The sequence below is a fragment of the Anaerococcus obesiensis genome (genome assembly GCF_016599815.1).
GTDB lineage: Bacteria > Bacillota > Clostridia > Tissierellales > Peptoniphilaceae > Anaerococcus > Anaerococcus vaginalis.
Genome location: NZ_CP067016.1, coordinates 1,646,169 through 1,660,214, shown reverse-complemented (window position 1 = coordinate 1,660,214; position 14,046 = coordinate 1,646,169). Strand labels below are relative to the sequence as shown.

Below are 14,046 nucleotides of genomic sequence, written 5' to 3'. Positions count from 1 at the left end.
ATAATTTTTTTATGAATATAAAAGATAAATTAATTATTAAAATTGCAAAATTTAGTAAATTTTTACTAAAACTTACAAATCATAAAGCTACAAGCTTGCCAGGGAAAATCGCTTATAATTTAGATAATGATATTTTGGATGCTTTAAGCGAAAATACCAAATTTATTTTTGTAACTGGTACTAATGGGAAAACTATGACAACTCATTTTGTTACAAATATTTTGAGAAAGCACTATAAAAATGTTTTTACAAATGATTCTGGTTCTAATATGATTCAAGGTATAATAACAGTTTTGTTGGATATTCCTAAAAATGAAAATGCACTTGCGATCTTGGAGGTAGATGAAGCTAATCTTGTTAGGATAAGTAAATTTTTAAAACCAGATTATGTTATTTTAACCAATATTTTTAGAGACCAAATGGATAGGTTTGGAGAAATTTATAATGTTTATAAAAAAATCATGGATGGACTTGGCGAATGTAGTGATGTAAAAATAATTGCCAATGGAGATTTGCCTATTTTTTCATACGATGAGCTAAAAAAATATAATCCTATTTATTATGGAATAAGAGAAGATGATAAAAAATCCAATTCTTATAATCTTGAGGCAGAATTTAATAGTGATGGAATTTTATGTCCAAAGTGTAATTCAATTTTAAAATATAAATTAGTTAATTATTCTTCTTTGGGAGATTTTTCTTGTCCAGAATGTGATTTTCATTCTCCTAAATTATCTTATAATATTGGAGAGATTATTTCTATGGATGCAAATTTTTCAAAATTTAAAGTAAATGGAGAAATTTATGAAACTCAAATTGGAGGATTTTATAATATTTATAATGCTTTAAGTGCTATAGCTCTTGCTAAAGAATTGAAAATACCTTATGAAAAAATCTATGAAGGCTTAAAATTTCAAGAACACGTATTTGGAAGACAAGAAATAATTAAGATTGAAAATAAAGAAGTGATAATAAATCTTGTCAAAAATCCTACAGGCTTAAATCAAATTATTAATTTAATGTTATTAGAAAAAGAGCCAATTAGTTTATATTGTTTGTTAAATGATAACTACGCTGATGGAACTGACGTTTCTTGGATATATGATTCTTATTATGAAAAACTTAAAAAATTAAATATTAAAAGCATAAAAGTTTCAGGAACTAGAAAAACTGATATGAAAAGAAGACTTGAAATAGCTGACATTTATGGTGGAGAAATCGTAGAAATAGACTATGAGAATGAAATTTTTGATAATATAAAAAATGAACCAACAGAAAAAATTTATATACTTTCTACTTACACAGCTATGCTAAGACTTAGGGAGGTACTAAAACTTAAATGATTATAAATATTTGTCATCTATATGGAAATTTATTAAATACTTATGGTGATGTAGGAAATATTATGGCTTTAAAATATTTCGCTCAAAAAAAAGGTCACGAAGTAAATATTGAAGTAGTAAGTTTAAAAGATGAATTTGATTATAGAAAATATGATTTTGTTTTTTTTGGTGGTGGACAAGATTATGAACAATCAATTGTAGAAAAAGATTTGGAAAGTAAAAAAGAAAATTTAATAAAATATATTGAAAATAATGGCTTATTTTTGGCAATTTGTGGTGGCTATCAATTAATGGGACAATATTATTATGATGCTTACAACAAAAAAATTGAAGGCTTAAAAATATTTGATTATTATACAAAAAACCAAGAAAATGGAAATAGATTTGTTGGAAATATTGAAATTAAAGATTTGCAAAATGGACAAATTTATCATGGTTTTGAAAACCACGGTGGAATAACTATTTTAAATGATAAAAACAAAGCTTTTGCAAGTGTTGTGTCAGGCAATGGAAACAATGGTGAGGATTTAACAGAAGGATTTAGATATAAAAATACTTTTGCATCTTATTTACACGGACCACTTCTTGCTAGAAATGAAAATTTGGCAAATACATTCATTAAGATTATAGAGAGTAACAAAAGATAAATAAATAAATTTTAATTCGCTTTAATCGACTATTGCACTGAATGTAATAAGTTGATATAATATACATGAAAAGCAAAACGTATTGTAATTATAATTATAGGAGTTTAAATGAAAAAAGATATTGAGATTGCTAGAGAAGCAAAGATAAAAGATATTGAAGAAATAGCAAATTATCTTGAAATTAGTGATTATGAAAAATATGGCAAATACAAAGCCAAAATTAATCCATGCTTTGATGAAAAAAAAGATTCAAAACTTGTTTTAGTAACAGCAATTTCTCCAACACCTTTTGGTGAGGGAAAAACTACTATGAATGTTGCCTTATCTATGGGACTAAATAAATTGGGCAAAAAATCTATTTCAGTTCTTAGAGAGCCATCTTTGGGACCTTCTTTTGGAATTAAAGGAGGAGCTTGTGGAGCAGGATATTCTCAAGTAATTCCTATGGAAGATATAAATCTTCATTTTACAGGAGATTTTCATGCAATAACAAGTGCAGTTAATTTAGTAGCTGCTATGATTGACAATCATATCTACCAAGGAAATGAAAAAAATATTGATCTAAATAATATTTTATGGAAAAGATGCGTTGACTTAAACGACAGAGCTCTTAGAGAAGTTGTTGTAGGTTTAGGCAAAAAAACTGATGGAGTTACAAGACAAGATGGATTTGATATTACTGTTGCAACAGAAATGATGGCAGTATTTTGTCTAAGCAATGATCTTTACGATTTTAAGAAAAAAGTTGCAAAAATGATAGTAGCTTATGACACAGATGGCAATGCTGTAACTGTTGACGATATAAAAGCAACAGGTCCTGTTTGCGTGTTAATGAAAGATGCATTAAAACCAAATTTATGTCAAACTTTAGAAAACACACCAGCAATCATTCATGGTGGACCATTTGCAAATATAGCTCATGGTTGTAATTCAATTATTGCTACAAAAACTGCATTATCTTTGGCGGATTTCGCTGTAACAGAGGCAGGATTTGGTGCAGACCTTGGAGCTGAAAAATTCTATGATATTAAATGTAGACAAGCTGGACTAAAACCAAATATGACAGTTGTTGTAGCTACAATAAGAGCTCTAAAATATCATGGTGGACAAGATTTGAAAAAAATTGATGAAGAAAATATTGAAAGTCTAAAAAAAGGATTTGATAATTTAAGAATTCATCTTGAAAATCTAAAGAAATTTTCAAAAAATATCGTTGTCGCTATAAATAAATTTGATCAAGATACAAATAAAGAATTAGAAACTCTAAAAAATCTCGTAGAAAACTTATCGCTTAAAGCGTTTGAATGTGATGTTTACCACAAAGGCTCTGAAGGATGTCTTGAAATTTGTAATTATATTATTGAAAAAAGTAAAGACGAAAATGATTTTAAAGTTTTATATGATGAAAAATTACCGATTGAAGAAAAAATTGAAATCATAGCAAAAGAAATTTATAGGGCTAGTGGAGTAAAATATTCTAAAAAAGCTTTAAATGAAATTAAAAGAATTAACAATTTAAATTCTGATAAATTACCAATATGTATTGCTAAAACTCAATATTCCTTATCAGATGATCCAACAAATTTAAATCCAGATAGCGAATATGAGATTACTATAAATGATATTAGATTAAATCAAGGTGCAGGCTTTATAGTAGCCTTAACTCAAAATATTTTAACAATGCCAGGTCTTTCAAAAAGACCAGCAGCATACGATATAGATATTGATGATGATGGTAATATCATGGGATTATTTTAGGAGATAAATATGACAGATTCAAAATTACAAAGTAAAGAATTAGATGAATTTTTTGATGCTATTTTAATGTTAAAAAATAGAGATGAGTGCTACGATTTTTTTGAAGATGCTTGCACAGCAAGGGAACTTCAATCAATTTCTCAAAGACTACAAGTTGCAAAATTATTAAAAATCAGAAAAACTTATAGTGAAATAGAAGAACAAACTGGAGCATCAACAGCAACAATTTCTAGAGTAAATAGATCACTTCATTATGGAACTGATGGATATGATTTAGTTTTGGAAAAATTAATTGAAAATAATTTAAAAGAAGAAAAAAATAAAAAATAAATTAAAAAAATTTAAAAATTAAGACGAATTTATCAATTTGATAGATTCGTTTTTTTATTTTAAAATTGTCTTTGCTCTGATTAATTTATTTTTTTAATAAAATTTTTATGCTTTAGATTACTTTGTTTCTTGTGGTATAATTATTAGGATGAAAGGATGTGAAAAATGGACTTATCTAATTTAAATGATAAACAAAAAGAGGCAGTTTTGCACGACAAAGGACCCCTTCTTGTTGTTGCAGGAGCTGGGAGTGGAAAAACTAGAGTATTAACCACAAGCATTGCTTATCTAATAAAAGAAAAAAATGTAAATCCAGTTAATATTTTAGCTATAACTTTTACAAATAAAGCTGCCAATGAAATGAAAGAAAGAATATCAGATCTGTTAGATGAAGATGTTTCTCACTTATGGATTGGTACTTTTCATTCTATTTGTGCAAGAATACTTAGGATGAATATAAATAAAATAGGATATGATAATAATTTCACTATATACGATACAAATGATCAAAAAACCTTGGTCAAAGAAATTATTAATGATTTAAATTATAAAGATGATATTAGCCCAAAAGAGGCTTTAAACCTTATAAGCTATTGTAAAAATAAATCAATTAGTCCAAAAGAATTTTTAAATATTAATACTTTTTATGCAAAGCAAGAAGAATATTATGATATTTATAAAAATTATGAAAAGAAAAAATTTGAATACAATTCTTTAGATTTTGATGATTTGATTTTAAAAACTTTGGAATTATTTGCTGAAGATTCAAATACTTTGAAATTCTATCAAGATAAATTTGAATATCTTTTTGTAGATGAATACCAAGATACTAACAAAAGCCAATATGAACTTATTAAATTTATTGGAAAAGGTCACAATAACGTTAGAGTTGTTGGAGATGCTGACCAATCAATTTATAGTTTTAGGGGAGCTGATATTAATAATATTTTGGACTTTGAAAAAGACTTTAAGGATGCAAAAACTATAAAACTTGAAGAAAATTATAGGTCAACTTCTAATATTATTAATGTTGCAAATAAACTAATCAAAAATAATAACGAAAGAAAAGAAAAAAATCTTTGGACATCAAAAAATGATGGATCAGAAGTTTTATATAAAAAATCTTCTGTAGAATCAGAAGAGGGAAAATTTGTTATAGATGAGATTAATTCTTTACTAAATGATGGCTATAGACTTAAAGATATGGCGATTTTATATAGGATGAATGCTCAATCAAGGATTTTTGAAGAATATCTTATGAAAAATCTACTTGATTATAAGGTTATTGGTGGGCTTAAATTCTATGATAGAAAAGAAATAAAAGATCTTATCTCTTACCTAAAAATTTTAGTGAATCCAAAAGATGATATTAGTTTAAAAAGAATAATAAATGAACCAAAAAAAGGAATAGGCGATAAAACTGTAGAAAAATTAGAAAAAGAAGCCAATAAATTAGGATTTTCTTTAACAGAGCTTGTTTGTGATCCGTCTTTGTTTTCAAATCTTCCTACAAAATTAAAAAGTTCTTGTGAAAAATTTTATAATCCATTGGCAAAAATTTTTGACAATTATAAAGATTATGACATTGTGGAATTGATAGAAGAAATACTTGATAAAAGTGGATACATAAAAGCTTTGGAAGAATCTTATTCTGTAGAAAATAGGTCGAGGATTGATAATTTAAATGAATTTATTTCCTCAGCAGCAGAATATCAGTCAAATAATCCAGAAGATAATATCTATGATTATTTAGAAAATTTATCTCTTTTATCAGATCTAGATAAAACTGAAAATAGTGATGATGCTATTTCTCTTATGACGATTCATTCAGCCAAAGGACTTGAATTTAAAGTTTGTTTTGTCGTTGGAATGGATGAAGGTTTATTTCCATCAAAAAGAAGTATTGATGAGGGAAATATTGAAGAAGAAAGAAGACTTTGCTACGTTGCAATAACAAGGGCAATGGAAAAATTATATCTTTCAAGTGCAGAAATTAGAAGACAATTTGGTCAGGCTGTATATTATAAGCCTTCAAGATTTTTAAATGAAGTGAAATCTCTAATCAAAAAAATTGATCAAGATAAAACTCCTGCCTACTCCCCTTATGTAAAAATGAAAAGCAATGAAGCTTATATGAGAGATAAGGCAAGAGAGAGTGTTCTAAAGAAAAATACTGTAAAAGAATCATCAAAAGAAGATTTTCAAATTGGAGATAAAATTATTCACACCAAATGGGGAGAGGGAATGATAGTTCAAGTGAAAAAATCAGACGATGGCAATGAGCTTGTTGTAGCTTTTGATAAAAAAGGATTAAAAAAGCTAAACCAAGACTATGCTCCAATTAAGAGGCTTTAAAATGGATAATATAGATAAAATAAAAATAGATGAGTTAATTGATAAAATAAATGAATTAAATTATCATTACTATACCTTAGATAATCCCATAGTTTCAGATGGAGAATATGATAAGTTGTATGATGAGCTTTTAAATCTAGAAAAAAAGACAGGCTATGTAAATGAATTTTCTCCAACCCAAAGAGTTGGTGGAGCAATATTAGATAAGTTCGAAAAGCACTTTCATATTACAAGATTATATTCCCAAGATAAATCGCAAAATATAACTCAATTAAAAGATTGGCTTATAAGAACTAAAAAATTACGAGACCAATATAATAAAACTCATGAAGATAAATTAGAAGAATTAGAATTTATTACAGAATATAAATTTGACGGTTTAACTATTAATTTAACTTATGAAAATGGTTTATTAAAAACTGCAGCTACAAGAGGAAATGGTATAGAAGGAGAAGATGTAACCAAACAAGTTTTAACTATTCCAACCATTCCAACAAAAATAAAAGAAAAATCATTATTAGAAATTCAAGGGGAAGCTGTAATGCCCTTGTCTAGTCTTAAAAAATACAATGAAGAAAATGAAATACCTTTAAAAAATGCAAGAAATGCTGCGGCGGGCGCAATAAGAAATCTTGATACAAGTCAAACAAAAAAAAGAAATTTAAAAGCTTATTTTTATCAAATTTCAACAAATAGTCTTGATTTTAATACTGAAGAAGAAAAATTAAATTTTTTAAAAGAACAAAAACTTCCAGTTTATCCTTATAAAAAAGTAATAAATAAATTTGATGATATAGTAAAAGAAATTGATTTTATAAAAGAAGAAAGACATCATATTGATGTTTTGACAGATGGTGTTGTAATTAAGGTTAATGATGTAAAAACTCAAGAAGTTTTAGGCTATACAAATAAATTTCCAAGATGGTCTATTGCTTATAAATATGATCCAGAGGAATACACAACAACTTTATTAGATGTTGTGTGGAATGTAGGTCGATCAGGAAAAGTTACACCGTCAGCAATCCTTGAACCAGTTGACTTTTCTGGAGTGACTGTTCAAAGAGCCACCCTTAATAATTACGATGATATTTTAAGAAAAAAATTAAAAATTGGTTCAAAAGTTTTTATTAGAAGATCAAATGATGTAATTCCTGAAATTTTGGGAGTTGTTGATGAAAATCAAGAAAACACAAAAGAAATAGAAAAACCGGATAAATGTCCTTATTGTCACAGTGAATTAATTGAAGGAAATGTTCATATATATTGTCCAAATTCAATTTCATGTACTCCTCAATTAAAAGCTAGAATGGTACATTTTGCATCAAGAGATGCAATGGATATAGAAGGTTTGTCTGAAAAAACCATTGAATTATTTATAAATAAATTAGGCATTAAGGAAATCTACGACCTTTATGATATTACTTATGAAGATTTGATTAATTTGGAATCTTTTAAAGAAAAAAAGACCAATAATTTATTAAATGCCATTGAAAATAGCAAATCTTGTGAATTAAATCATTTTATCCATGCAATTGGAATTCCAAATGTAGGTATAAAAACTGCAAGAGATTTGGCAGAAAAATATAAAAGTTTTGATAAACTTAGAGAAAGTAAGCAAGAGGACTTAATCGAGATTGAAGATATAGGGGAAAAAACAGCAGAGGACATAGTTGATTTTTTCAACGACCCTAATATCAAAAAATCACTGGATATTTTATTGTCTAAGGGAATTAAAATAAAAGCTATTGACACTAGCGAAAAATCTAATTCACTTGATGGAATGAAAATTGTTATAACTGGTACAATAGAAAATTACAAAAGAAATGATATTAAAAATTTAATTATAAAAAATAATGGAGATGTTACTTCTTCGGTATCAAAAAATACTGATTTGGTTTTGTGTGGAGAAAAACCTGGAAGTAAAAAAGAAAAAGCAGAAAATTTGGGTGTAAAAATTTTAGAAAATCAAGAATTATTTGAATTTTTAAAAAAATTAGAGGAGGAATAAATGGACAAAAATGAAGTTATAAGAATTTATAAATTAGCAAATCTTGATTTATCAAATCAAGATATTGATATAATTTCTGATAAATATAATAAAATTTTAGATTTTATTGACCATATTTTTGATGTGGATTGTAAAGATGTAAAAATGACTGAAATGTTAGATAATCATAAGGCTGTATTAAGAGAAGATATAGAAGGAAAATCTTTAGATAGACAAGATGCTCTAAAAAATGCAAAAGATAAAGAATATGGTTATTTTAGATTGAATTGGAAATTATAAGGAGCTATTATGGATATTAAAAATACTATAGATAAATTTATAAATAAAGAAATTTCAGTCTATGATAATACAAAAAATGTATTAGAAAAAATTAAAAACGATAATTTAAATGCTTATATTTCTTTTAATGAACAAGATAGTTTGGATAGGGCAAAATATTTAGATGAAAAATTAAATAAAGGCGAAAAAATTGGAGCTTTATTTGGAATTCCTGTGAGTGTAAAAGATAATATTTCATATAAAAATATGAAACTAACTTGTGCATCAAAAATGTTAGAAGATTTCGAGCCAGTTTATAATGCAACTGTTGTAGAAAATCTATTAAAAGAAGATGCTATTATTATTGCAAAAACAAATATGGATGAGTTTGCAATGGGAGGCTCTGGAGAAACTTCATATTTTGGCCCAATAAAAAATCCTTTAGATGAAAGTTTAATTCCAGGTGGTTCTTCATCAGGCTCTGCTGTTAGTGTTGCAAAAGGAGATGTTTTAGTTTCTCTTGGAACTGATACAGGTGGGTCAGTAAGACAACCTGCAAGTTATTGTAGTATTATTGGTTATAAACCTACATATTCACTTATGAGTAGGTATGGTGTTGTTTCTATGGCAAATAGTTTAGATCAAGTTTCATTATTTGCAAAAAATGTAGAAGATTTGAGAATAATTGCTAGTGCAAGCCAATCTCCTGATAAGTTAGATATGACTTCTTGCCTAGATTTTTATAATTTTGAAAAAGAAAATTTTGATTTTTCTGATAAAAAAATTGCAGTCATAAAAAATGAAGCTAATTTTTATAATTTAGATAAAGAAGTAGAAGATGATTACAATTATGCAATAAATATTTTAAAAGAATTGGGAGCAGAGATTTGTCCAATAGATTTAAAATATTCTAAATATGCAAATGAAGTTTATAATGTTGTAATGAGCTCTGAAGTTTCAAGCAATTTATCAAGATTTGATGGAATTAGATATGGTCACCAAACTGATGAGTATAAAAATGTTGAAGAATTATTTATAAAAAATAGGTCTGAAGGTTTTGGAGAAAATGTTCAAAGAAGAATTGCACTTGGAACTATGTATTTATCAAGTGAAGATGACCAAAGAATTTACAAGCAAGGACTAAAATTAAGAACTTTGATAGTGGAAGAATTTAAAGAAATATTTAAAAACTATGATTTATTAATTACTCCAACAACAGTGGATCTTCCATCAAAATTAGGAATATATACTGATGATCCATTAAAAGATTTTTCTTCAGATATATTTAATGTTTGTGTAAATCTAACAGGTTCTTGCGGAATTTCTATTCCAGTAAGAGATGGAATATCTGGAAGTATTCAAATTATTGGAGATAGATTTAAGGATAAAGATATAATAAATGCTTGCGAAACTTTCGAAAGGAAAATAAATGAAAACTAGAACTATTATAGGATTAGAAATTCACGTTGAATTATCTACAAAAACCAAAATGTTTTGTTCCTGTAAAAATGAATTTGGAGCTGTTCCAAACACAAACACTTGTCCAATTTGCTTAGGACACCCAGGAACATTACCTTTAATTAATAAAGAAGCTGTAAGATATGCTATAAAAGCAGGTCTTGCCTTAGATTGTGAAATAAGAGAATCAATGAAAATGGATAGAAAAAAATATTTTTATCCAGACCTTGTAAAGGGATACCAAATAACCCAACAAGACGAGCCTTATGCTGTTGGTGGACATATTATTTTAAGTGATGGAGATGAAATTAGACTAAATTCTATACACATGGAAGAAGATACAGCAAAATCTAATCACGATGAAAGTAATAACACCCTAATGGATTATAACAGAGCAGGACTTCCTCTAATCGAAATTGTTACAGAACCAGATTTAAAATCTGCAAAACAAGCAAGAGAATTTGTTGAAAAATTAGCTCAAACTTTAAGATTTTTGGAAGTTTCCGATTGTATTATGGCAGAAGGGCAAATGCGTTGCGACGTAAATATAAATCTAGAAAATCTTGATAATGGAGAAAAAACAACAATATCTGAGATTAAAAATCTAAATTCAATAAAAGCAATCGAAGATGCTCTTTTATTTGAAACTGATAGACATAAAAAAATGCTTGAAGAAGGAAAAAAATCAGTAAAAGAAACCAGAAGATGGGATGACGATTCTCAAACTACAATTTCTATGAGAACTAAAGAAACTGCTAATGATTATAGATTTTCTATAGAAGCAGATATACCAAGAATTGAGCTTAGCAAAGAATTTATTAATGAAATAAAAGAAAATTTACCAGAATTGCCTGAAGCAAAAGCAAAAAGATATATGAAAGAATATAAGCTTTCAGAATATGATGCAAAACTTTTGTCAAACGATAGAAATCTTGCAAATTTATTTGAAAAAACAAATGATTTGGTAAAAAATCCTAAGGAAGTTTCAAATTGGATACTAAGTGAGCTTTCAAGAAGGCTAAATGAAAGTGAAATTGAAGCAGATCAAATGAATTTATCTGTAGAAAATTTCTCTAAATTAATAAATTTAGTTTTGTCTAATAAAATTAACAATAATGTTGGAAAAAAATTATTAAGAGAAATTTTTGAATCAAATGAAGATCCAGAAAAACTTGCTAAAGATAGAAATCTTCTTCAAATTAATGATGAAAATTTCTTAGAAGATGTAGTTAAAGAAGTCTTAAGCGAAAATTCTCAATCAATTGAAGACATAAAAAATGGTAAAGATAGAGCTTTTGGATTTTTAGTTGGTCAATGTATGAAAAAAACTAAAGGAAAGGCTAATCCACAACAAATAAATATCTTATTAAAAGAAAGAATAGGAGAGTTATAAGAGTAAGCTTTTTAGCTACTCTTATTTATTATGAATATACTTATAGAAAATGTAAAAATCCTCACAATGGTTGATGGGGAAGTAATAAAAAATGGAAATATTTATATAGAAAATGAAAAAATAAAAAAGATTACAAGTGATAAAATTGATTTTTCTTATGATAAAAAAATAGATGGCAAAAATTATCTTGCAATGCCTGGTTTTGTAAATGCTCACACCCATGTTGGGATGAGTTTATTTAGAAATTTTAGCGATGATGTTGAATTAATGACTTGGCTAAATGAAAAAATTTGGCCTTTGGAAGATAAATTAATTGCAGAAGATGTTTATTGGGCCTCACTCTTATCTCAAGCTGAAATGATTATGACAGGAACAACAAGTTTTGCAGACATGTATTATTTTGAAGATCAAACTATAAAAGCCCTAGAAAAATCAAAAATGCGAGCGCAAATTTCAAGAGGACTTACTCTTGAAGATAAAGACTGTACAAAAATAAAAGAAAATATTGATCTTTTTAAAAAATATGAAAATTCTCAAGATGGAAGAATAAATATAGCTTTTGGACCTCACGCGGTTTACACAACAGATAAAAATTATCTAAAAGAAATAAATAAATACGCAAAAAAATATAAGATGCCAGTTCATATTCATTTATCTGAAACAAAAACAGAAAACACAGATTGTATGAAAAGATTTAATCAAAGTCCAACTGAAGTCTTTGAAGAATGTGGAATTTTTGAAAATAAAACAATAGCAGCTCATGGAGTTTATTTATCAGATAAAGATTTAGGTATTTTATCAAAATATGATGTTAGTGTAGTTCACAATCCTTCAAGTAATTTGAAACTTTCATCGGGATTTTTAGATTGTACAAGAGTGATTAATAAGAAAATAAATTTAGCTATGGGTACAGATTCATCTGCAAGCAATAATAATTTATCAATGATAAAAGAAATTTCTTTAGCATCACTTGTGTCAAAATATAAAAATCCTCAAAATTTAAAAGCTTATGATGTTTTAAAAATGGCTACAATAAATGGGGCGAAGGCATTGGGACTTGATGATAAAATTGGAACTTTGGAAGAAGGAAAACTTGCAGATATTATTTTAATTGATTTAAATAATCCTAACCATACACCACAAAATAATTTGATTTCATCCTTGCCTTATTCAACTTTTGATAAAGATGTTTCTTATGTAATAATTAATGGTGATCTTGTGTATGATGATAAAAAATTTGTTTATTTAAATGAGAAAGAAATAATTAAAAATGCAGAAGAATCATTTCAAAAATTGAGGAATAGAAAATGATAGGAATTGACATAGTAAATATTGAAAAATTTAAAGAAAAATTAGAAAAAAAAGATTTTGAGAGTAAAATATTTACTGATAATGAAATTCATTATTCTAAAAAAAAGAAAAATTCATTACAAACTTTTGCTGGAATTTTTGCAGCAAAAGAAGCTATTATTAAGGCTTGTGGTTTTAATTTAGCCTACATATTGAGAAAAAAAATAGAAATCAAACATATAGGTAATAAACCGATTGTTTTTATTGATAATAATAAAACACAATTAAATTTGAGTATAAGCCATGACGGAAATTATGCTCTTGCTATTTGCTTAAAAAAAGAAAATTATATTGAAATAAATAAATCTGTAAAAAAATTATTAAAAGATAGACCAAAAGATGGACACAAGGGAGATTTTGGAAAAGTTGCAATAATTGGTGGGCAAAAAGGAATGGCTGGTTCTGTTTATTTGTCATCTTGTGCATCTTTACGTTCGGGATGTGGTCTTTCTTATATTATTTGTCCTTCATCTATTTCTGACATTTTACAAATAAAATCTACAGAAAGTATAATAAATGAGGTAGATTGTGATTATTTTTATTACTCAGAAAAAATAAGCAATAAAATTTTATCACTAATAAAAAATAAAGATGCAATAGGAATTGGTCCTGGTATGGGCAAGGGAAATAATCTTTATAAATTAATAGAAAAAATAATCCAAAATTATGAAAAAAATCTATTAATTGATGCAGATGGACTAAATGCTTTGAAAGAAAATATTGAAATAATAGATAAGAAAGAAAATATTGTTTTAACTCCGCATGAAATGGAATTTTCTAGAATTTCAAATTTGCCTTTAGATTATATAAAAAACAATAGGGCAAAAGTTTCTTTTGAATTTGCAAAAAAACATAATATTGTTTTAGTTTTGAAAGGAAAAAATACAATTGTTACAGATGGTGTAAATATTTACATAAATGAATCTGGAAATAATGGAATGGCGACAGCTGGTAGCGGAGATGTTTTGACAGGAATTTTACTTTCAAATTTAGCTATTATGAAACCGTATGATGCGGCGGTTTTGTCTGTTTACATTCATGGGCTTGCTGGAGATATTTATTCTTTAGAAAACTCTCAAGATTCACTAATTGCTAGTGATATTATAAAAAATTTACCAAAGACCTATAAATTAATGAGGTGTTAAT

Annotated in this window: 11 protein-coding genes; all 11 read left to right on the top strand. The window is 26.9% G+C overall.

All coding sequences use genetic code 11. The annotated features are described in order from the left end of the window. Window positions 1–11 precede the first annotated feature (11 nt). The 11 genes from I6H46_RS08380 to I6H46_RS08330 all read left to right on the top strand — a co-directional run bounded on the left by I6H46_RS08380 (window position 12) and on the right by I6H46_RS08330 (window position 14,045). Window positions 12–1,343 carry a Mur ligase family protein gene (locus I6H46_RS08380; RefSeq protein WP_019117636.1) on the top strand — a complete coding sequence of 444 codons (1,332 nt, stop codon included), beginning with the start codon at window positions 12–14 and terminating at the stop codon, window positions 1,341–1,343. Beyond that, the gene (locus I6H46_RS08375) at window positions 1,340–1,990 is read left to right on the top strand and encodes a type 1 glutamine amidotransferase (RefSeq protein ID WP_019117637.1); all 651 of its coding nucleotides are present in this window, start codon (window positions 1,340–1,342) and stop codon (window positions 1,988–1,990) included. Before I6H46_RS08380 ends, I6H46_RS08375 begins: the two co-directional genes overlap by 4 nt. A gap of 108 nt (window positions 1,991–2,098) precedes the next feature. Beyond that, window positions 2,099–3,748: a formate--tetrahydrofolate ligase gene (locus I6H46_RS08370; protein ID WP_019117638.1), complete on the top strand. Its 1,650-nt coding sequence runs from the start codon at window positions 2,099–2,101 to the stop codon at window positions 3,746–3,748. A gap of 9 nt (window positions 3,749–3,757) precedes the next feature. After that, window positions 3,758–4,078 carry a YerC/YecD family TrpR-related protein gene (locus I6H46_RS08365; RefSeq protein ID WP_004838856.1) on the top strand — a complete coding sequence of 107 codons (321 nt, stop codon included), beginning with the start codon at window positions 3,758–3,760 and terminating at the stop codon, window positions 4,076–4,078. A gap of 165 nt (window positions 4,079–4,243) precedes the next feature. Then, window positions 4,244–6,433, top strand: coding sequence for an ATP-dependent helicase (locus I6H46_RS08360; protein ID WP_019117639.1), 2,190 nt, complete (start codon window positions 4,244–4,246; stop codon window positions 6,431–6,433). Between the two features lies 1 nt (window position 6,434). Then, a complete protein-coding gene (gene ligA, locus I6H46_RS08355; protein ID WP_019117640.1) occupies window positions 6,435–8,441 on the top strand; it encodes an NAD-dependent DNA ligase LigA in 2,007 nt (668 codons plus the stop codon). Continuing rightward, window positions 8,442–8,720 (top strand): Asp-tRNA(Asn)/Glu-tRNA(Gln) amidotransferase subunit GatC, encoded by a 279-nt coding sequence (gene gatC, locus I6H46_RS08350; protein WP_019117641.1) that lies wholly within the window; start codon window positions 8,442–8,444, stop codon window positions 8,718–8,720. It abuts the gene before it with no gap. Between the two features lie 9 nt (window positions 8,721–8,729). Then, window positions 8,730–10,139: an Asp-tRNA(Asn)/Glu-tRNA(Gln) amidotransferase subunit GatA gene (gene gatA / locus I6H46_RS08345; protein ID WP_019117642.1), complete on the top strand. Its 1,410-nt coding sequence runs from the start codon at window positions 8,730–8,732 to the stop codon at window positions 10,137–10,139. After that, entirely contained in the window at window positions 10,129–11,550 is a 1,422-nt protein-coding gene (gene gatB / locus I6H46_RS08340; protein ID WP_019117643.1) for an Asp-tRNA(Asn)/Glu-tRNA(Gln) amidotransferase subunit GatB, read from the top strand. Before gatA ends, gatB begins: the two co-directional genes overlap by 11 nt. Window positions 11,551–11,580: 30 nt before the next feature. Then, window positions 11,581–12,861: an amidohydrolase gene (locus tag I6H46_RS08335; protein ID WP_019117644.1), complete on the top strand. Its 1,281-nt coding sequence runs from the start codon at window positions 11,581–11,583 to the stop codon at window positions 12,859–12,861. Continuing rightward, a complete protein-coding gene (locus tag I6H46_RS08330; protein WP_019117645.1) occupies window positions 12,858–14,045 on the top strand; it encodes an NAD(P)H-hydrate dehydratase in 1,188 nt (395 codons plus the stop codon). Before I6H46_RS08335 ends, I6H46_RS08330 begins: the two co-directional genes overlap by 4 nt. Window position 14,046 lies beyond the last annotated feature (1 nt).